General features: G+C 45.6%; 14 protein-coding genes. 8 read left to right on the forward strand and 6 right to left on the reverse strand.

Features of this window, described 5'->3' with window-relative positions; genetic code table 11:
- Positions 1–123: 123 nt before the first annotated feature.
- The gene (locus tag QUB14_RS09185; protein ID WP_333216283.1) at positions 124–1128 is read right to left on the reverse strand and encodes a multicopper oxidase domain-containing protein; all 1005 of its coding nucleotides are present in this window, start codon (positions 1126–1128) and stop codon (positions 124–126) included.
- 206 nt (positions 1129–1334) lie between these two features.
- Between QUB14_RS09185 and rppA the strand changes: the two genes are divergently transcribed.
- The 5 genes from rppA to rpmB all read left to right on the forward strand — a co-directional run bounded on the left by rppA (position 1335) and on the right by rpmB (position 6586).
- Positions 1335–2024: a two-component system response regulator RppA gene (rppA, locus tag QUB14_RS09190; protein WP_333216285.1), complete on the forward strand. Its 690-nt coding sequence runs from the start codon at positions 1335–1337 to the stop codon at positions 2022–2024.
- 147 nt (positions 2025–2171) lie between these two features.
- Entirely contained in the window at positions 2172–2396 is a 225-nt protein-coding gene (locus QUB14_RS09195; RefSeq protein ID WP_333216287.1) for a hypothetical protein, read from the forward strand.
- Between the two features lie 195 nt (positions 2397–2591).
- The gene (gene rppB, locus QUB14_RS09200) at positions 2592–3923 is read left to right on the forward strand and encodes a two-component system sensor histidine kinase RppB (RefSeq protein WP_333216289.1); all 1332 of its coding nucleotides are present in this window, start codon (positions 2592–2594) and stop codon (positions 3921–3923) included.
- 266 nt (positions 3924–4189) lie between these two features.
- Positions 4190–6178, forward strand: coding sequence for a molecular chaperone HtpG (gene htpG, locus QUB14_RS09205; protein ID WP_333216291.1), 1989 nt, complete (start codon positions 4190–4192; stop codon positions 6176–6178).
- Between the two features lie 171 nt (positions 6179–6349).
- Complete coding sequence (gene rpmB / locus QUB14_RS09210) at positions 6350–6586, forward strand: 50S ribosomal protein L28 (protein ID WP_015177569.1); 237 nt, start codon at positions 6350–6352, stop codon at positions 6584–6586.
- Between the two features lie 84 nt (positions 6587–6670).
- Here the strand turns inward: rpmB and QUB14_RS09215 are convergent, their stop codons facing one another.
- From QUB14_RS09215 to proS, 3 genes are all read right to left on the reverse strand, one after another.
- The gene (locus QUB14_RS09215; protein ID WP_333216293.1) at positions 6671–8731 is read right to left on the reverse strand and encodes an adenylate/guanylate cyclase domain-containing protein; all 2061 of its coding nucleotides are present in this window, start codon (positions 8729–8731) and stop codon (positions 6671–6673) included.
- Between the two features lie 113 nt (positions 8732–8844).
- Positions 8845–11817, reverse strand: coding sequence for an adenylate/guanylate cyclase domain-containing protein (locus tag QUB14_RS09220; protein WP_333216295.1), 2973 nt, complete (start codon positions 11815–11817; stop codon positions 8845–8847).
- Between the two features lie 324 nt (positions 11818–12141).
- Positions 12142–13947 (reverse strand): proline--tRNA ligase, encoded by a 1806-nt coding sequence (gene proS / locus QUB14_RS09225; RefSeq protein WP_333216297.1) that lies wholly within the window; start codon positions 13945–13947, stop codon positions 12142–12144.
- A gap of 85 nt (positions 13948–14032) precedes the next feature.
- Between proS and QUB14_RS09230 the strand changes: the two genes are divergently transcribed.
- Positions 14033–14338, forward strand: coding sequence for a hypothetical protein (locus QUB14_RS09230; RefSeq protein ID WP_333216299.1), 306 nt, complete (start codon positions 14033–14035; stop codon positions 14336–14338).
- 512 nt (positions 14339–14850) lie between these two features.
- Positions 14851–17982 carry an MFS transporter gene (locus QUB14_RS09235; RefSeq protein ID WP_333216301.1) on the forward strand — a complete coding sequence of 1044 codons (3132 nt, stop codon included), beginning with the start codon at positions 14851–14853 and terminating at the stop codon, positions 17980–17982.
- Positions 17983–18068: 86 nt separating this feature from the next.
- Here QUB14_RS09235 and QUB14_RS09240 read toward each other — a convergent pair whose 3' ends face one another.
- Positions 18069–18656 carry a Uma2 family endonuclease gene (locus tag QUB14_RS09240; protein WP_333216302.1) on the reverse strand — a complete coding sequence of 196 codons (588 nt, stop codon included), beginning with the start codon at positions 18654–18656 and terminating at the stop codon, positions 18069–18071.
- Between the two features lie 285 nt (positions 18657–18941).
- Here QUB14_RS09240 and QUB14_RS09245 point away from each other — a divergent pair, with 285 nt between their 5' ends.
- Positions 18942–19421, forward strand: a complete 480-nt coding sequence (locus QUB14_RS09245) for an orange carotenoid protein N-terminal domain-containing protein (protein WP_190663533.1) — start codon at positions 18942–18944, stop codon at positions 19419–19421.
- 225 nt (positions 19422–19646) lie between these two features.
- Here QUB14_RS09245 and QUB14_RS09250 read toward each other — a convergent pair whose 3' ends face one another.
- Positions 19647–20321, reverse strand: coding sequence for an acetoacetate decarboxylase family protein (locus tag QUB14_RS09250; RefSeq protein ID WP_333216305.1), 675 nt, complete (start codon positions 20319–20321; stop codon positions 19647–19649).
- Between the last annotated feature and the right edge of the window lie 601 nt (positions 20322–20922).

Here is a 20922-nt window from a genome sequence, read left to right on the forward strand (position 1 = left end):
CGCAAGTTATTAAGAATAATTCTCAATTATTTGCGAGCTATTCATTCTACCTATTTGCGATCGAGCTTGTCAAATAATTTCATACTTTATTTGAATCGGTGCACCCTGGTAGCAGGATGTGGTTTAAGTGATGACTTCAAATACACCCATGCAGCCTGCTTCGGCGATCGCATCTTGATGGGGATGAAACATAAATTTTCCAGCGTAGCCGTAGGTAAATTCTAAAATATGCCGTTCAGCTACTCCCATTGTGATGACATCGGTTCTTTCACTGGGAGTTAAAGTCATTCCCGTGCGATATACGTCAAAAAAGTTGGCGTGCAGGTGAAAAGTCACTGCCGCTTCGTACTCAATCAGGTTAAGAACGTACAGCCGGATTAGCTGATTTCGGTAAATAGGTATCGGGTTGTTCATGTAATAATTGGGCAACCCGTTAAAAGCGTAAAGTTCGTTTTTTTTGTCGTCGTTTACGTCATATCCCCCCATGATTAACAGGATTTCATCGGCGGGAGGACGAGGTTTTGGCGGATCGATGATGAACATTCCATAGAGTCCTTTACCTATATGGCGAGTTACGGGCTCAATATGGCAGTGATATAGATGCACTCCGTAGGGATTGGCATCGAATTCATAAATAAATACCGAACCGTGTTTCACTGGTTTAACGCCATCCATTTCGCTGGTATGAACGCCGTGAAAGTGCAGCGAATGAGAATCTCCGGCTTTGTTATAAAAAATGACGCGGATACGATCGCCCTCTGTTGCCCTTAATGTCGGCCCCGGCACGCGATTGTTGACGTTCCAGGTGTTGAAAGTGACGGCGCTGTTAAGTTGGACGATCGAAGTATTAGCTTCCAGCCGAAATTCGCGTACCGTGCGCCCGTTTTCGCGCGTCACTGTGCCGTAATCAAAATCCCGCGCAATTTGCATCGGGTTGATATTGCTGACGGTGAGTGCATCTGCGGGGATGGGCGGTATTCTCGCGGCTGATGTCGGTTTGCGAGTCAAATTTTGAAGTGCGATCGCGCCGCCCGCTACCCCAGCCCCAGCTATTCCTAGCTGTAGCAGTTGGCGGCGACTCCAGCGCCCAGCCTTTTTAATGGCGGGACGATCGGATAAATCTGTCATACTTATTGAAAATATTTCTCAAAAATTCACTGGTACTTGATTATAAGACATTACCAGCTTGTTGTCAATCATTGTCAACAGTTCTCTTTTTCTGCGAATTCAGAATATTTCATGCTGATTTCATCTCAGTATGTGAGCTTAAATGTTGGGGTAGATGCTGCCCATCGCTAACAATGTATAAGGATTTAGCGCTATAAATTAGAGTTATGAGAGTTTTGCTAGTTGAAGACGAACCAGATTTAGGGAAAGCGATCGACCGCACTTTAAAGCAGGAAAAATATATAGTTGATTGGGCCCTAGATGGCAATGAAGCTTGGGAATATTTAGACAGTCACTGGACGCAATATAACCTGGCTATTTTTGACTGGTTGCTACCAGGATTGTCAGGGTTGGAACTGCTGCGGAGATTGCGTGCTAAAAATAGCGCTCTGCCCGTCTTGATGCTAACAGCCAAAGACCGAATGGAAGATAAAGTTGCGGGACTAGATGCAGGGGCTGACGATTATTTAGTTAAACCGTTTGGGATGGCGGAACTGTTAGCAAGATTGCGGGCTTTGCAAAGGCGATCGCCCCAAATTCAACCGCAACAGCTACAAGTAGGAAATCTGGTTTTGGACTGCGGGAATCGAACTGTGTGGCATCTCGATCGAAGTGGCAACAGCCAGATAATTGCTTTAACAAACAAAGAGTTTCAACTGCTAGAATACTTGATGAAACATCCCAACCAAATTATCACCACTGACCAAATTCGGAATCAGCTATGGGAGGCGAGTGCAGATACCTTTAGCAATGTGGTAGCAGCTCAAGTGCGCTTGCTGCGGCGCAAACTTGAGTCGGTTGGCGGCGCGAATTTAATTGAAACCGTTCACGGCGTCGGATACCGCATGAGAAATTAAAGTAGGGGGGGTTCTCCGGTTGCCCCCACAATAAAATTTAATTTTTGTGGGACAGGCCTCTTGCCTGTTCTTAAGCATTCTAGGGCTTCCCAGCCCGAATCTGGGAATCCGTAGAATATAGAAAACTCGATCGTAAAAATGACTGCTATGAAAGATTTAATCCAACAAGAGTTAGAAAATCTCGATCTAGAACAACTAAAACAAGTATTTGAATTTATTGCATTCCTAAAATTCCGTGCCAGATTAGCTACTATTGCAGCAATCGATGAAACTAACTTAGCTGCACTCTACGGCGAATTTGCCGAAGAAGACCGACAACTTGCGGAACTCGGAATAAGCGAATATGCAGAACTCCTAAAACATGAAAATTAACTGGTTTCCCGGCTCTGCCTGGAAACCGATTTACCGAGGCTCTGCCTCGAAGAGATTCCATGAAAATTGGAGGCAGAGCATCTGGATATGAGTTACCAGGCAGAGCCTGGGAACGAGTAAAATCAGGAGTAAAATTTAACTTTGTGGAACAGGCATCTTGCCTGTTCTTAACAATTATATAAAATCTAAGTTTAAATGAATCAAAATAAACTATTTAACCGAACTCGCTGGCAATTAGCCATTTCCTATGCGGCTGTAATGGGTTTGATTTTAAGCTTGTTGGGATTTGGCGTATACAAGGCGATCGCCCACGCTCACTGGGTAGCCATAGACCGAGAATTAGAATCGGTAGCGGGGACGCTACACGACAGCCTAGAACTCAAATTGCAGCAGCCCGGACGCTTGGAGCCAATAGTAAACGAACTTTTGCCCAACCTCCGCCTAATTGGAGTTAAAGGCATTAAAGAACAGTTGCCAAGCCGCCATATTTTAAGCGCGATCAACCAAGGCTATTACTATATTCGTTTATTTGATTATTCCGGGAAATTAATTGCTACAGCAGGCGCTTATCCCGAAGAATTACCACCACAATTTAACTCCCAATACTGGCAAACAATAACTGACAACAAAGGCAATGTTTACCACCAAATTTCTGTAGCGCTACACACCAAAACACAGCAAGATTGGGGATATTTTCAAGTTGGGCGCAGCCTGCAAGACTTCAATGATTATCTCAGTACAGTGAAATGGGTTTTGAAATTAGGATTGCCTACAGCATTGATTTTGATAGGCTTTGCTAGTTGGTTGTTGGCAGGATTGGCCATGAAACCGATTTATTCTTCCTACCGACAAATCCAACAGTTTACAGCGGATGCCGCCCACGAATTGCGGACGCCTTTAGCGGCTTCGCAGGCGACTGTAGAATCGGCGCTGTTGACGCCTCAATTAGATGAAAAAGAAGCGCGGGAAATTTTGCGGACGATCGATCGCCAAAACCGACGATTGACTCAGTTAGTTGCTGATTTGCTGCTGCTGGCTCGCATGGATAATCAGGCGATACGCGATCGCCCTCAATTGTGTTGTTTGAATGACTTGGTTAGCGATTTAGTCGAGGAATTGGCAGCAATGGCGATCGCTTCTAAGGTAGCGTTAACATCCGAAGTGCGAGTGCAGCAGCAATTAAATGTTGTCGGCAATTCCGACCAACTTTATAGGTTAGTTGCTAATTTAATTGTTAATGCCATTCAATACACTCCGGCGGGCGGGAAAGTAACAGTTATTTTAGATTGCAGCCACCAAGAGGCGATCGTTCAGGTTCAAGATACCGGTATTGGGATGGCGGCGGCAGATTTAGAGCGAATATTCGATCGATTTTACCGAGTCAACAGCGATCGATCGCGCCATACCGGCGGTTCGGGACTGGGATTGGCGATCGCCCAAACCATAGCCCGCGCCCACCGCGGCAGCCTCAGCGCCCGCAGCGAATTGGGTTCCGGCAGCACCTTTCTCCTGCAGTTGCCTTTGTGAGCTACTATGTGAGGGAAACTGACATCTTGCACGATCTTCGCTTAACAGGTCTTTCTGGCCTGTTCCACAAAAAGTGAATTATCTTGTGGGGAGTAGGAGTTGGGATTTTCTAGCCAGCCCGTGAAAGGCTTATTGAGAATTGTCCAAGATGTGGGGAAAACCGAATCATCTATTTGTGGTAATCCCTTTTGCAGAAGAGAACACGATCGCCGAAAATCATTAAATAGCTATTTCTAAGCAATTAGCAGTCATCAGAGAGAAAAATTATGACAGTTTTAGAACAGGGAACAATCTCAATCCATACCGAAAATATTTTCCCGATTATCAAGAAGTCGCTATACACTGACCACGAAGTCTTCTTGCGGGAACTAATTTCTAACGGCGTCGATGCCATTGCCAAACTCAAAATGGTTTCCCGTTCCGGCGAATACGGCGGCGACATGGGCGAACCGCAAATCAACATAGCGATCGACAAAGAAAACAAAACCCTCTCAATTTCCGATAACGGCATCGGCATGACCGCCGATGAGGTAAAAAAATACATCAACCAAGTCGCTTTCTCCAGCGCAGAAGAATTTATTCAAAAATACCAAGGCAGCGGCGACGACGCAATCATTGGTCACTTCGGCCTAGGTTTCTACTCTTCTTTCATGGTGGCGAAGAAAGTACAGATTGATACTCTTTCTTACCAAGAAGGCTCCCAAGCAGTACACTGGTCTTGCGACGGTTCTCCCGCTTTTGAACTATCAGAATCTTCCCGCACGGAACGCGGCACTACTATTACTCTTACCCTCCAAGACGAAGAAGAAGAATATTTAGAACCCACTCGCATCAAGCAGTTAATCAAAACTTACTGCGATTTCATGCCGGTTCCCATCAAATTTGAGGGTGAGGAACTCAACAAGCACAAGGCAATTTGGCGGGACTCAGCCAGCAACTTGCAGAAGGAAGATTATTTAGAACTGTACCGCTACCTTTACCCGTTCCAAGACGAGCCTCTGCTGTGGGTACACCTGAATACAGATTATCCTTTCATTGTTAACGGAATTCTTTTCTTTCCGAAACTGCGGCCGGATGTCGATGTTACCCAAGGCAATATTAAGCTATTCTGCAATCAGGTTTTTGTCAGCGACCACTGCGAAGAAATTATCCCGAAATTCTTGATGCCGCTGCGGGGAGTCATTGACAGTACCGACATTCCGCTGAACGTTTCTCGCAGTTCGCTGCAAAGCAATCGCACTGTGCGGAGAATCGCTGATTATATTGCGAAAAAAGTGGGCGATCGCCTGAAAGAACTCTACCGCGACGACCGTGACGAATACATCCGCTGCTGGCAAGATATCGGCACTTTTGTCAAGTTCGGAACTCTCAACGATGACAAGTTCAAAAAGCAAGTCGAAGATATCTTAATCTACCGCAGCACCTACGAACCAACAGCCGAGAAGCCAGAAACTGTAACGCCCGAAGTTCAGGTGCAAAGTGAGGAAGGAGATTTGTGGCAAGATGTCACTCCGAAGTCTGAAACTTCTACTTCCACCCAGCCTTACACGACGCTGAAAGAGTATTTGGAACGAAATCAAAAACGCCACGAAAATCGCGTGTTTTATTGTACAGATCCGGCGTCTCAAGCAACTTACGTTGCTATGCACAAAAGCCAAGGTTTAGAAGTGCTGTTTATGGATTCTTTCATCGACACGCACTTTATCAGCTTCTTGGAAAGAGAATACTCAGATGTTAAATTCTCCCGGGTTGATTCCGACATCGACGAAACGCTAATTGACAAAGAGAAAGAAGCGGAAATTGTCGATCCGGCGACGAATAAGACTCGCAGCGAACAAGTTAAAGAAATGTTCCAAAAAGCTCTCAATAAGCCGAAAGTGAACATTCGCACAGAAGCTTTGAAGTCTGACTCTGCGGAGGCGACGCCACCTGCGATCGTACTTTTGCCGGAAGCTTTGCGCCGGATGCGCGACATGACGGCGCTTTTGCAGCAGCAAGCCGCCGAATTCCCCGAAGAACACGTTTTGCTGGTGAATACCTCTCACCCGCTGATTCAAAATCTGGCGAGTTTGAGTCAGGGTGCGATTATTCAAGGCGGCGGGGAGTCTCCGTCAAGTCAGTTGGCGAGTATGATTTGTCACCACGTTTACGACTTGGCTTTGATGGCCCAGAAGGGTTTCGATGCTGAAGGGATGAAGGATTTTGTCGAGCGATCGAATCAAGTCTTGACAAAATTGACTGAACGTGCAATGTAATTACCCCCCCAACCCCCCCTTGCTAAGGGGGGGAGCAAGAGTTTATTTCTATTGCTGAGCGGGCGATCGGGTGTTTTTTGTCCCCCCTTTAACAAGGGGGGCTAGGGGGGTTCTGCGCTGTTGCTATATAATAAAAGGCTGCACGCAAAAAACGGTAATCTGGAGCGCAATATGTCACGGAAATGTCAGCTAACGGGAAAGAAGGCGAATAACGGTTTTGCAGTTTCTCACTCGCACCACCGCACTCACAAATTGCAAGACGCCAATTTGCAGTGGAAGCGGGTTTGGTGGCCGCAGGAGAAGCGCTGGGTAAGATTGCACCTTTCTACAAAAGCGATTAAAACCTTGCAAAACAAGGGTTTGGAAATCATGGCGAAGGAAGCTGGAATTAACCTGTACAAGCTTTAAAAAACTTGGCTAAATTAAAATGAGGGCGATCGCACACTTGGAAGTGCGATCGCCCTTACTTTTAGAGAAAAACCTTTACTAAAGCTATTTTCGGCATTTCAGTAAATAAGTAGTCATCTGGCCTTTGCCTTTAACTTCGATCGCGCCGCGGTTTTCAAAGGAATACTTTTCTCGCAACTGCTGATAAGTTGTCTCTGTTACCTGAATACACCCCGGCAAGCCGTGAGATTCCATGCGGGAAGCGGTGTTAACGGTGTCTCCCCACAAATCGTAAATAAATTTTTTAATACCAATAACTCCGGCAACAACAGGGCCAGTGTTGATGCCAATTCTGATGCTGAAAGCTTGGCTGTGGGTATTGCTGAAGTCAATAATTGCTTGCTGCATATCCAAAGCCATTTCTGCGATCGCTTCTGCGTGATCCGGGCGAGGAATGGGGAGGCCTCCAACTACCATGTAAGCGTCGCCAATCGTCTTAATTTTTTCCAATCCGTGCCTTTCTGCTAGGTTGTCAAATGTCGAAAAGATGTCATTCAGCAAGGCAACTAATTGCGTTGGAGAAACTCGCGAACTGAGTTGAGTAAAGCCTACTATGTCTGCAAATAACACAGTAACATCAGCAAAAGTGTCTGCTATCGTACTGTCTCCCCGCTTCAACCGATTTGCTATTTCTTCAGGCAAAATATTCAACAGCAAGCGATCGGATTGTTCCTGCTGATATCGCAGTGCTTTTAAAGTATCATTAAGAGCATTAGTCCGTTCTTCTACTCTAAACTCTAACTCGTCATTCAGCTTTACAAGCTGCATTTCAGCCCGCCTGCGGTCTGTGATATCCGTACCGATTGCCAGCATTCCCGCGAACTTTCCTGCCGCGTCAAACAGCGGTTTATTTGCCCACGATACCCAAACGCGATCGCCGCTGCGCCGGATACTTTCATTTTCATTTCCCGTGTATTGTTCTGGGTTTTGCAAAATATCTCTCAACTTTGCTGCCAAGTCATTTCCTCTTGTATCTCTCTGGGGAATGATGGTTCCCACTGCGTTTTTGCCAATTATCTCTTTTTCATCGTAACCAAAAAAAATCTGTGCAAATTCGTTAAAAAAAGTAATATTTCCTTCCGTATCTAGTTTTAAAATAATGCTGTTAGCATTCTCGACTAATTCCCGATACTTAATTTCGCTTTGCCGCAGCGAATCCTCTGCTGATGCGCGTTCGGCTACAGTGGTGGCCAACAGCAGCGATGTAACTACAATTACGCTCATAAAAGCCTGCAAAAATAAGATTGCCTGATTGATATTTTCGGCTTTTGAAATAAAGGGGCCGCCTCCTTGAGAACCGCCCCAAATGGCGATAGTGGATACAATGAAAGATGCTAAAACAGCCCCCCCCTGGCCGAATTGAATGGTTGCCCAAATTACTAAGGGAAAGGGCAAGTATTCGAGGGGATAACCGGAGAGACTACCTTCACTTTTTGAGTTATATACTAGCCAACTCACTGTTACTAATAACAGCAGGCATATTCCGGCACCGATGCGATTTAGAATGGTTTGAGAACCTGTAATTGGTGAAGGGGTTGGCGCTTGTTGGCGGTTGTATATAATCAACAGCAGGGGAGTAAAAATTAAAACTCCTAATGTATCTCCGAGATACCAATTCCATCGAATGTGCCAATATTCGCTCCAGTCCACTAAACCAGTTACACAGAGGCGAAAGGTGCCGAGAGTGGAGTTGATTTGAGTGGCAACTACAGCCCCGCAGAAAATTAAATTGACTACATCGATCAGCCGATCGAGTGAGGGGCGAAACTTTAGCTGTTGCAGCAAAGTAAAGGCACATAAAGCTTGTAAACAAGCGCAAAAGGCACTAATCGTTGCAAGTGTTAAAGACACCTTAAGGTTAATAGTTTCGTAAAAAAATACGCCTAAAGCTATTCCCGGCCAAACGCGGCGACCCAATAATAAAATTGCCGCTTGTGCAATTCCTGCGGGCGGCCAGACGCAGGTAGCTAATTTATTTACGCCGGGGATTGAAACTGCTATTTTTGCTGTCAAAGCGTAAGCAAAAGCCAGGACAGCTACTTTTGCTAAGTATTGCCAATTTCTAGATTGATGAAATCGCAGAAACTGATGTCTTTTGGGGTTCATACTGAGTGTTATATGTTTAAATAACTATAGCAACCGCGCCCGAAGATCGAGAAATTATTAATTCTTAAACCTGACTTATTATATTGCTTATTCTTTCTTCATTCTTCCTTAAGCTATAACTTGATACCTGTAAGAAAATAAGTGTTCATCTCGCCTTTGCCTTTGACTTCGATCGCGCCGCGGTTTTCAAATACATACTTTTCTCGCAATTGCTGATAAGTTGTCTCTGTTACGTGAATGCACCCCGGCAAGCCGTGGGATTCCATGCGGGAAGCGGTGTTAACGGTGTCTCCCCACAAATCGTAAATAAATTTTTTAATGCCGATGACTCCGGCGACAACCGGGCCGCTGTTGATGCCGATTCTGATGCTAAAATCTTGCTTGTGGGTATCGCTGAAGTCAGTAATTGCCTGCTGCATATCCAGGGCCATTTGGGCGATCGCCTCTGCATGATCGCTGCGGGGCATTGGCAATCCTCCTACTACCATGTAAGCGTCGCCAATCGTCTTAATTTTTTCCAATCCGTGCTTTTCTGCTAGGCGATCGAATGTGGAAAAAATGTCGTTAAGCAAGGAAACTAATTCCGGCGGAGAAATTTGGGAACTAATTTTGGTAAAACCGACTATATCTGCAAACAATACTGTTACTTCGGCAAAAGTATCGGCGATGATGCTTTGGTCTTGTTTTAATCTGTCGGCGATCGCTTGCGGTAAAACGTTGAGCAGGAGACGGTCGGATTTTTCTTGTTCTAAGTGCAAAGCTGCCTCAGCTTGTTTGCGAGTTGTGATATCTTGAACAGTACCTTCGTAGTAAAGCAAATTTCCATGTCTGTCGCAGACAGTATAAGCATTCTCCGCAATCCAAATTATACTGCCATCTTGGCGGTAAACTTGAGATTCAAAATCTGATACTTTGCCGTGTTTTTGCATTAAATTAATGACTTCGGCGCGGCGCTTGGGGCATACATATAGCTGGCGGTTAATATTAGTTAAATTCTCCTTCAACTCTTCACAGGAACTGTAACCGTAAATACGAATTAAAGCAGGGTTGACGCTGAGATATTCCCCCTCTGGAGTAGTTTGAAAGATGCCGACGATCGCATTTTCAAAAATGCTGCGGTATTTTGCCTCAGCTTGCCGCAGCGCTTCTTCAGCGCGCTGGCGTTCTCGCGCTTCCACTGCGAAAGTTACAGAGTCTGCTAGAGAAACAGCGAAACTTTGTTCTTCAATCGTCCAAGGGCGGGGCATTCCTACGTGTTCTAAACAGAGGACTCCTGCTGTTTCTCCACCTATTTGAATCGGCGTATCTAGCATGGAAGTGATGCCCAACGGAATTAGGTAAGATTTCCGAAATTCTCTAGTTCTAAAATCGTTTTGCGCGTCAAAGGCAGCAATTGCGCGTTCTTCTCGCAGTGCTTGAAAATAGACAGGATAGTCTGCTGCTGCTAATTCCAAACCGTGTGAGTGCTGGTTGACAGCGCGATCGAACAAATCCAGGCACTCCATCTTGGATTTAGTGCGATCGTACAGCCAGACGCTCGATCGGGCAACTTCCAGAGTACGGCTAGCAGTTTCATTTATTTGTTGAAGCGCTTTTGTTAAGTCGCCTTGATTCAGCGCTTTATTTTTGGCTAAATCAATTAATGCCGATTTCTGTTTCTGTAGCTGAAGTTCGCTTTGTTTCAGGGCATTTGTCCGCTCTTCTACTCGGATTTCCAGCTTTTCATTCAGCTTTTGCAGCGCTATTTGAGCTTTTCGGCGCTCGGTGATATCTGTGCCGATGCAGAGGATTCCCAGGATTTCTCCCGCTGAACCAACCAGCGGTTTATTTGCCCAAGATACCCAAACGCGATCGCCACTGCGCCGGATATTTTCATTTTCATAGCTGGTAAAGCGATCGGGATTTTGTAAAATTTCATTATAAACCAACTCTAAGTTCTTCCCTTCGAGGTCTGTCTGTGGAATAATTGTTCCCAGTGCATTTTTACCAATGATTTCTTCCTGAGTGTAGCCAAAGAATATTTCCGCAAATTCGTTAAAAAAAGTAATATTGCCGTTAGCATCCAATTTCAGAATAATGCTGCTAGCATTTTCCACCAATTCTCGATATTTAATTTCGCTTTCTCGCAGGGAATTTTCTGCCTCGGCGCGTTCAGCTACTGTCGCTGCCAATAACAGCGAGGTAATTGTAACTACAGCCATAAAAGCTTGCAAAAATAAGATAGCCTGAGTGATATTGTCGGCTTTGGCTATGAACGGTCCCCCTCCCTGAGAACTGCCCATAATTGCGATGCTTGAGACAATGAACGATGCTAGGACAGCGGCTCGTTGACCGAATTGGAGGGCTGACCAAATTATCAAAGGAAACGGCAAATATTCCAGGGGATAACGAGAAATAGAAGCTTCATTTTTCGAGACAAAGACCAGCCAGCTCATCCCTATTAATAATATTAACCATACTGCCCGCCAAATTAGATATCTTTGCTGGCGGTCTGTTTTTCTTTTTAAACGAGCGGCGGTTACTTTAGGGCGAAAAAATATTAGGATTAAGGGAGTTAAAATTAAAACTCCCATTGTGTCTCCCAACCACCAATCCCATCGAACCGACCAATATTCTGCCCAATCTACTTTGCCCGCTAAATATAGGGAAAAGGCGCCAATAGTGCAACTGATTTGAGTACAAATTATACCGCCAAACAAGATTAAATTAACTACATCTTTCAAGCGATCGAGGGATGGACGAAACCCCATCCAGCCCAGGGCAGTTACTGCAAAAACAGCTTGCAGAATGGCCCCGGCGTTTCCTCCCAGCCAAACCGCGAATATCTGTTCATTTGGGTTAACAAAATTTAGCAGAAATGTACCCAAAATTATGGCAGGCCAGACTTTTCTTCCAAACAATAAAAGTCCAGCTTGTGCAATTCCTGCGGGCGGCCACACCGAGGAAGCGAAGGGACTAACACCTTGAATTGACATTGCTAGCCTCGCCCCCACGGCGTAAGCGACAGCAACGACAGTTACTTGAACTAAGTACCGCCCAATTCGGGATTGAGGGAATCGAAGAAACTGATTTAGGTTCAGATTCATATCGAGTTTTAAGTTTTAGATAATTTCACATCAGAAGGAAGTTCGGCAACGGATTCGCTCGACGGATGTAACGGATGTAACGGATGTAATGGATGTCAGTCCGATGGAAGTCGGAAGAAGGAAGAGGAAAGAGGGGGGAGCATCTCATATTTGTAAAAACACTTCTTCTGCCTCCTGCCTCCTGTCTCTTGCCTCCAAACTCCAATTTCTAGCTGGAGTGCTTTCATTGAGATGCTCCCAAAAGGGGAGCTAATGTAGGGTGTACACCGCGCAGATTGCGATCCTAAATATAGGTGCAGCGCGCACCTTACTGGTTAAAAAGTCTTAGCTGATGGCGGCTTCAATCCACTGTTTTAAAGTAGAATTTACTTCATCAATGAGAATTTCCTGGGATTTGTGAGTTGCTCTTTCCACGACTTCAACTTTACCTGCTTTCAGCGAACGACCCGGAACAATGCGATAGGGAATGCCGATTAGATCGGCATCTTTGAATTTAACTCCGGCTCGTTCGTCGCGGTCATCTAGCAAGGTTTCAATGCCAGATTGGTTGAGTTCTGCGTAGAGTTTTTCGGCGACTTCTACTTGTTGGGCGTCGGAAATATTGGGGATGCTAATGATGGCGTGATACGGGGCGATCGCCACTGGCCAAATTATCCCGTCTTTGTCGTAGGATTGTTCTACGGCCGATTGAGCTAGCCGCGACACGCCGACGCCGTAGCAGCCCATCACAAAGGGCATTTCTTCGCCTTGTTCGCTGGTGTAGGTGGCGCCCATTGCTTGGGAGTATTTTGTGCCTAATTGGAAGATGTGGCCGACTTCGATGCCTCTGGCGCTTTGCAAGGTTTGTTCGGGGTTGTGCACGGCCCGATCGCCCTTTTTGGCTGTTCTGACACCCACAACCGTTGCTGGCAGGGGAAATTCTTTGTTCCAATTGGCCCCGACAACGTGGTATCCTGATTCGTTTGAACCAGTGACAAAGTTTGTCAGGTCCACTGCAGTGCGATCGACTAAACGCAAAAACTTAGAGTTTACGTCCTTGCTTCCAGCGATATAATCATCAGCAACATCGGGAGCCATATAACCCAGAGGTAAAGATTTAGCAGCCCATTTCCGCTGAGCTTCCGCATCCGGAACAGTCAAAAATAAAACTGTTTTAGCTTGATAATTGCCCGCTAACTTCGTCAATTCATTCAGCAACTTTACCTGATTCACCTCTTGGTCGCCGCGAATGCTTACCAATACCAAGACTGTAATGCCATTATCGTAAACAGCCTGGTAAAGCACATTTTTGACAACTTGCGTCGGAGAACATTTCAAAAACTTGCAAAGTTTATCAATTGTTTCAGTTCCCGGCGTTTCCCGCTTTTCAAAAGTTGCAAATGGCGACGGTTCGGCATCAGCAGGCATCGATACAGCCTTTTCCACATTAGCTGCATACTGACCGTCTTCAGTATAAAGAACTTCATCCTCGCCCGCTTCAGCCAGCACCATAAACTCTTGGGAACCAGAACCGCCAATTGCTCCCGAATCAGCATCTACGGCTCGGAATTGCAAGCCAGAGCGGCGCAGCATATTGCTATAAGCTTGAGCCATATCCTGATAAGTTTTTTTCAGGCTTTCTTCGTTAGTGTGGAAAGAATAGCCATCTTTCATAATGAATTCGCGACCGCGCATCAACCCGAAACGCGGGCGAATTTCATCGCGAAACTTAGTTTGAATTTGATATAGATGTACAGGCAATTGCCGATAGGAACGAATCATATCTTTAGCAATTGTAGTAATTACTTCTTCGTGCGTTGGGCCCAGTCCCAATTCTCGCTGCTGCCTGTCTGTCATTGCAAACATAATACCTTCAGCTTGAGTATAGGTATCCCAGCGGCCGGATTCCCGCCACAAATCGGCTGGTTGCAATTGCGGGAGGAGGCATTCTTGAGCGCCGGTAGCGTCCATTTCTTCGCGCACAATTTGAGAGACTTTTTTGAGAACTCGCCACATTAATGGGAGATAAGCGTAAATTCCGCTACCGATGCGCCGGATGTATCCGGCACGGAGTAATAGTTTGTGGCTGGGAATTTCTGCTTCTGCCGGGTCTTCACGCAGGGTAACAAAAAGCATTTGAGAGAGTCGCATGGCTGATTTCCTTAAAATACCGGATGATTGTAATCTTAGATTAACTTCTGATATTATCAGACGTGAGCCGGATTTGATTAAATATATGAATAAAATTTGGGCAAACTACGAAAAAGGTATGGCAGTATTTGATAATTGTCACTCTCCTACGGTGCAATCTCAGTGGCTTGCCTTAAAAGATGAAATAGGAGAATTTGTTCGAGAACCTAATTTAAGCGAAATTTGGGATATTGTTCATGCTGCTGGTCGATTGCTTTACAAACTAACCGGAATTCCTTTCAATTTACTTGCCTATCCTACTGTTCGCAAACACAGTCAACGTTTCGAGGAGTACGGCTGTATTCGCAGCATTCGGAACTGTGAGGGTAAATGCTGCGGCAAAAATTCGTAGCCTAGGCGGCGCACCCGATATCATGTTTGTTGAATTGCCTGTAATTAGATTTAGAAACCCTCGCTCGCAACCGACTGATTATGCAGATCGAGCGCTCGGAATTATTAGCTCGTTTTGAGCCTAAAAATCAAACTGAATCCTAAATCGGTAACGCACTATACGATATCTGGGTGCACCGAAGATCACTTTACTACTATTGATAATGGGTGGCGATCGCCCCCCGCCTCAAACTTGCCCCTCTTATGCGAACTCTGCTGCTACCAGTCGCATAAAAACTAATTTCTGACTTTAGACGGATTTATTTTTTCCCTTCCGCAGGCATAATAAGCAGTAAGGATGAGATCACTAGAGAAGTGATTTACGGCTCATCCCAATTTCACTAATAAGGGCTTCCGTAAGATTAAGCCTGACCAAAACAAACCATCATCTAAAGATTACAAAATCCCCTATAAAGAAAGTTGGGGTAAAGTTTTGCTATGCCTAACTAGGCATAAAAGTGTAGGAGGTAATTTATGTTAGAAAGCGAGTTATTAATGTCGCTGTACAGTCCAAAACTCAGTATTTCCCAAATGCCAGTAGAAATAGATGTGCCATTTGACCACCCCGATATCGGAGGGCTGATGTTTTTAAGCCCTCAGTTTTTCGTGGCATTAATCGCCGGAGTCATTATGGCTTTCGGCTTCCAATTCCTGTTAACAAATTTCTCGATCGCCGCCAAAATCTCAAATTGGGACGAGGCTTTACCCGACGGTGACGATGATGATGAGTCCGAAAGTTTAGGCACTAAAGTTCGGAAAATCGAAGGTTTAGTCGGGGGTTGGATTTTAGTCACCGTTAACCTGGCTTTATTTTTGGCTTGTTTTCTGGCGGTCAAACTAACTTCAATTGCCTCGGTAGACGGAGCGGCAATTATTGGTGTAGTCATTTGGTCGGCGTACTTTTTAACGCTGGTGTGGCTCGGTTCTAGCGCCGTCGGTTCCATGATCGGTTCCTTGATAAAAACTGCTTTTTCAGGGGTTCAAGGTGTCATGGGTACTGCAGGTGCTGCGATCGGCGGCAAGATGGCCAACGACCAAATGGTCAATACTGTAGAGGCATCTGTTGCCGCTGTCCGCCGCGAATTGAGTTCGGCGGTAGACCCGGATAGCATTCGCGAAACACTGCAAGATTATGTGGGTTCTTTGCAGTTACCGAAACTAGATGTTAAGGAAATTCGCGGTCAATTTGAAAAGTTGCTGGGCGATGCAGATATCAAATCTCTTGCGGGAAGCGACCTTCTGAAGAATGTTAACCGCCAGACTTTTGTGGATTTAGTTAAGAGTCGCACAGACTTTTCGGCAGAGGAAATAAATCAAATTTCTGACCAACTCGAAGGCGTTTGGAAGCAAACTTTCGGCAAGCAGCAAGAGCAGAAAGACCCAAATTTAGAGTTGGTTGATTTTCTCAAGTTTGCGGCTCCCGATTTGCTGAAGTCTGACGAACTCAACGCCAAGCTGTCTCAAATTCTCGAAAGTAGGGAAAACAAATCGGAATCCAGCCGCGGCATGAAGCGAGCAATGCAGTTGGGTGTGGGTTCTCTTGTGAACACTGTTTTGTCGCGGACGGATTTGTCTGATTTGGATGTTGAAAAAATCACTGGTCAGTTGCAGCAACTGACAGCCAAAGGGACGGAACAAGCTAAATCTTTGGCTTCTAAGGTGGGCGACAAAGTGCCTGCGCTGCCTTTCAATACAGCTAAGGCTGATGTGGAAAACTACTTGATGAATGCCCAACCGTGGCATCTCAACCGGGAGACAATCAAGCAAGAATTTAGGGATGTGATTTACGACCCGGAAGCCTCTCCTGGGGCTGTTTTGCGCCAGTTAGAGCTGTTTAATCCCGATTATTTTGTAGGGATTCTGAGCCGCCGCGAGGGGTTTGCTCCCGAACAGGTGACGGAAATTGCCGAACAGCTTGAAGGTGTCCGACAAGAAGTGTTGGAAATTGTGCAAGCTGCTGCTGGTGAAGAACAGTCTCAAGATTTGCGGAGCCGGATTGAGAATTATTTGCGATCGACTGGCAAAGATGAGCTGAATCCTGAAGGTATAGAGCGCGATTTCCAAGCGCTTTTGGAAGACCGGGATGCTGGTTTTGAGGCTTTGCGCGATCGCCTTTCCCAATTTAACCGCGATACTTTGGTGCAGTTGCTGGGTCAGCGAGAAGATTTCAGTCCAGAGGAAGCCGATCAGTTAATCGGGCGGCTCGAAAGTTCGCGCGATCGCGTGATTTCTAGAGCGCAAGAATTGCAAGAGCAAGCGCAATCGAAAGCGCAAGAATTGCGGCAAAAGGTAGAAGAGTATCTCCGCAATACTAATAAGGAAGAACTCAATCCTGAAGCTATCGAGCGCGAGTTTCAAACCCTGTTAAGCGACCCGGAAGCCGGATTTAAATCGCTGAAAGAACGCTTGTCTCAATTCGACCGCGATACGCTGGTGCAGTTGCTGTCACAGCGCCAAGACCTCAGCGAAGAACAGATAAATCAGGCGATCGACCGGATTGAATCTGTGCGCGATAACATTATCCACGCGCCGCAAATTGTGGCAGATAGAGCTAAGCAACAGTACGAGGAAGTTACTGCAAAAATTGGCGAGTACCTGCGGAATACAAACCTGGAAGAACTCGATCCAGAAGGTATCACTCGGGATTTGACCAAATTGTTTGAAAATCCCAAAGAGGGTGCTTTGGCACTTCGGGATAGACTTTCTCAGGTCGATCGCGAAACTTTAGTCAAGTTGCTGTCGCAGCGGGAAAATTTGAGCGAAGAACAGATCAATCGGACGATCGATCGCGTGCAAGATTCGATTCGCAGCATCGTGAAATCGCCCCGCCGCTTGGCATCTCGCGCTCAAAAAACTGTACGAGATTTCCAAGGTAGTTTGGAAAATTACTTGCGGAATACGGACAAGGAAGAACTCAATCCAGAAAGCATCAAACGCGATTTGCAGTTGCTGTTTAGCGAGCCAGGAATGGGGATGCAAAGTTTGGGCGATCGCGTGAAGCACTTCGATCGATCGACTCTGGTAGCATTGCTGTCGCAGCGGGAAGACATCTCGGAAGAGGAAGCTAACAGAATTGCCGACCAAATTGAATCTGTCCGCAACCAAATTGTCGAACAAGTTCAAATGGTTCAGGACAAGTTTCAGTCAGCAATGGATGGTATCTTCGGGAAAATCCGGGATTACCTCAATTCGCTCGATCGACCAGAGCTCAACTACGAAGGCATCAAGCGGGACTTCCGCAAAGTGTTTGACGACCCGCAGGCCGGATTTGACGCGATTAAAGAGCGTTTAGGTGAGTTCGATCGCGGTACTTTAGTTGCCCTGCTGAGTTCTCGTTCCGATATTTCCGAGACAGACGCTCACCGAATTGTTGACCAAATGGAAGGAGCCCGGGACAGCGTTTTATTGCGATCGGAGCGCCTGCAAAATGAAGCCAAAAAACGCATTAAACAGCTCAAGAAAAAGACCAAGCAGCAAGCAGAAGATGCGCGCGAAGCCGCAGCAACTGCTGCTTGGTGGCTGTTCGGTACGGCTCTGACTTCTGTGGTGGTTTCGGCTTTGGCTGGAGCAATAGCAGTCGGCGGGATTTCGGGTTTGTTTAGCTAGATTTTCAACGAGTTTGAAATAAAGTTCTCCTGATTCTAGGCCGGCTGTTTGCCGGCCTATTTTCTTTGGAATAATATCAGAGTCCTTCAGGATTCTATAGTTGGCGGAAACACTCTCGATAAATCGAGCGCCAAATCGTGAAAATAAGGCAGATTAACAGACTCGTTGGGCAGAAAAATCAGCGTCCTGCGATAACCAAATTGGCCAGGGGCATTCTGATACGGCTCGCTGTAACATTCCAAGCAAGTTTGTGATAAATTAAATATCCAATAGTTAGAGATTCCGGCTTCAGCATAAAGGGGGAGCTTAACCTGTTTGTCGTAACTCAAAGAAGAATCTGCAATCTCAATCAGCAACAGTATATCCCCTGGACAGGGGTGAGAGGATAGATAGTCGTCAGGGCGATTTTGTACGAGCGAAAAATCAGGTTCAGGTTCGCTGTTTGTCGGTAAAACGATGGGAGATTGACACTGTAAAGTTGCCTGCTCTGCTACTATGGCGCTTAATTCCCGCAATAATCTTCTCAGACAGGTTTCGTGAGCGGTACCTTTAGCGGCCATTTTCACAAGTTCTCCATTAATTAACTCAACTCGATCGTCCTCACCAAAGAACCCCAGTTCTGTCAGGCGGTGATATTCCGCTATGGTGAAGCGTTTTGCAGTTGCGATCGACATAACAGCCACCTCTATACAGGTCTGTTGCGATTATAGGCGATCGTCGATCGGCTAAACAATGCTAATCAGGAGCACCGCTCACAACAATCTTGTCAAATTTGCGTCATCCTTTGGTTGCACATTTCCCAAATTTTGGTGAGTTTACTCGACGAACTTATGTCCGGGATCATATCTGCCTTAAGCAAGATTCTAGCCTCACTATTTATTAGGTACTTTAACTAAGTAGCAAAAAAAAAGTTTTCTAAATAAGAAAGCTGAGCAATACATATTATTTTGGAGGCTTGAATGACATTTACTACTTCCGGTGCTTACGACCAAGGAAAAGCAGATATTCAGAGCTTGAGTGTAGACGACCAATTAGGTTTGCTGTGGTTTGTTTACACGGAAATGGGCAAGTCAATAACACCAGCGGCTCCCGGTGCTTCCGGTTCCGAAATCGCTCAAGGTTTGTTCGATCAAGTCAAACCGCTGCCGCACGAAGAACAACTACAAGTAATGCGCGACATTGCCTCAAAAGCCAATACTGAAATCAGCCGGATGTACGGCTCGATGAGCCCTGAAACTAAGCTGGCTTTTTGGTATTTCTTAGCAGTAGGAATGGACGAAGGAACTATTATACCCATGCCTCCCGACTATGAACTTCCCGAAGCAGGCAAAGCTTTATTAGGAAAGGTTCAGGCGATGGACTTTCAGCAACAAATTGATTTCCTTCGCGGTACAGTTTTAGTAATGGGTGCTGAAGCCGCTCCGGGCGCTGGCATTTAAAAATAGGACTTACGAAAAAAAACCCGGTTTCTCGGAGAATATTGGGTGTGGCAACGACGCATTTAGGAAGAAACCCGGTTTTTAGCCGTTTGAGGCGTAAGTCCTCAAAAAGATTAGTAAGTAGCTCAAACTAATAGGCCGCGCCAGAAACCCGGCTTCTTCAAGAAACCGGGTTTCTGGCTGTTCTGTTTTTTTAGGTTGACGGCGAAGCTCCGCACTTTACAGCTAATAACTGAATTCAAGGGATCTGTTTCCCACAACTTCCGGCGCACCGACTGTTAAACGCAAATCTTCGCAGGCAACTGTTAGCAAGGGCTGACCTAAGTTTAAACTGGCAAAAGGACTTTCTTCTGCCACTTCTAATTCGCCTTTAATCAAACCGCTGCGAGACTGTAATCCTCCCTTAAACAACAGCAAATTGCTGCGGTCAGCGCTGAAAACATTTCCGCTAAAAGGCAGGGGTAAGGCTAAAGTTTGCTTGCTGTAATTGAGGCTGCACAGTTGGCGGTTTTCTTGGCTAACTGTGACGCGGTAGCCTAGGGGTGCGGCCTTTACCGAATCGCTGCCTTCCCAACTAAATTGAGCTAATTCTTTAGGAAGTCCCCAAATTTCCCGTCCGCCGGCTACCGAGTTAGGGTTGTCTACGTAGATATGGGAAATCCAAGCGCCCCATTTTCCTGCATAATTGGCGATCGCGCTAACTACAATTAACTCATTGTACTCCATCACCGAACCCAACCCGTAGGAGGATATATAAATGCCACCTAGGGTTTTTCCTGGCAATAAAGAGACAATTTCTAACTCAGAGGGAACCAAGGGGCGCACTCGTGCCACATCGACCAATTGTAAAGTCTGAACAGCATAACCTTGCAGATTCCAAGGTGCAGGTGGATATACCATTTTCAGTGATTAAATATTTGAGATTTTCTCTTTATTTTAGCTTAGGGTCTAAAAAGCGACAGCCCTTTGCATTTTTTCACACCTTGTTAGTAAATTTAGTTTATTTAAACAAATTAATATGTGGGCATAAATTTGATGAATATTTGAATAGGGAATTTAGCTGCTAAAAAGTATGTATTTTACGGCACTATCGGGACGTATAAGCTGTTGTGCATTTAAATTGTATGTTGAGGGCAGGATCTCCTGCCCCCCCACAAGAGTTAGAATTTATTTTACCAGGGAATTTCAAGGCGGATTAGCTTAATACTAAACTCTGGTGGGGAATTATTTTTATATATAACTCGGCGATTTTAATCGAAATGTCAACTTTCCTGCTATCTGTAAGAGCAGGTTTTACCCACAATACGTAGCTGTAACTAAAGATTTAAATAAACCCGCCCCCACAAAGCGGTAAATCATCCTGTACATTTTTTGGATGAGTATCGAAGTAAAAATTGACGTGGGTTATCTGTTGTGTGGGGGCGGGTTTAGTAATATTGTTAGTTAAAATTAGATATTATTCGTAAAACCCGCCCTACAGACACTATCCGCGTTAATCCGC

The organism is Microcoleus sp. B3-D2, assembly GCF_036705345.1.
GTDB lineage: Bacteria > Cyanobacteriota > Cyanobacteriia > Cyanobacteriales > Microcoleaceae > Microcoleus.

Excerpts from the sequence above, each read along its gene's own strand:
- QUB14_RS09185 (WP_333216283.1), bottom strand. The coding sequence starts at position 1,128 with ATGACAGATTTATCCGATCGTCCCGCCATTAAAAAGGCTGGGCGCTGG.
- rppA (WP_333216285.1), top strand. The coding sequence starts at position 1,335 with ATGAGAGTTTTGCTAGTTGAAGACGAACCAGATTTAGGGAAAGCGATC.
- QUB14_RS09195 (WP_333216287.1), top strand. The coding sequence starts at position 2,172 with ATGAAAGATTTAATCCAACAAGAGTTAGAAAATCTCGATCTAGAACAA.
- rppB (WP_333216289.1), top strand. The coding sequence starts at position 2,592 with ATGAATCAAAATAAACTATTTAACCGAACTCGCTGGCAATTAGCCATT.
- htpG (WP_333216291.1), top strand. The coding sequence starts at position 4,190 with ATGACAGTTTTAGAACAGGGAACAATCTCAATCCATACCGAAAATATT.
- rpmB (WP_015177569.1), top strand. The coding sequence starts at position 6,350 with ATGTCACGGAAATGTCAGCTAACGGGAAAGAAGGCGAATAACGGTTTT.
- QUB14_RS09215 (WP_333216293.1), bottom strand. The coding sequence starts at position 8,731 with ATGAACCCCAAAAGACATCAGTTTCTGCGATTTCATCAATCTAGAAAT.
- QUB14_RS09220 (WP_333216295.1), bottom strand. The coding sequence starts at position 11,817 with ATGAATCTGAACCTAAATCAGTTTCTTCGATTCCCTCAATCCCGAATT.
- proS (WP_333216297.1), bottom strand. The coding sequence starts at position 13,947 with ATGCGACTCTCTCAAATGCTTTTTGTTACCCTGCGTGAAGACCCGGCA.
- QUB14_RS09230 (WP_333216299.1), top strand. The coding sequence starts at position 14,033 with ATGAATAAAATTTGGGCAAACTACGAAAAAGGTATGGCAGTATTTGAT.
- QUB14_RS09235 (WP_333216301.1), top strand. The coding sequence starts at position 14,851 with ATGTTAGAAAGCGAGTTATTAATGTCGCTGTACAGTCCAAAACTCAGT.
- QUB14_RS09240 (WP_333216302.1), bottom strand. The coding sequence starts at position 18,656 with ATGTCGATCGCAACTGCAAAACGCTTCACCATAGCGGAATATCACCGC.
- QUB14_RS09245 (WP_190663533.1), top strand. The coding sequence starts at position 18,942 with ATGACATTTACTACTTCCGGTGCTTACGACCAAGGAAAAGCAGATATT.
- QUB14_RS09250 (WP_333216305.1), bottom strand. The coding sequence starts at position 20,321 with ATGGTATATCCACCTGCACCTTGGAATCTGCAAGGTTATGCTGTTCAG.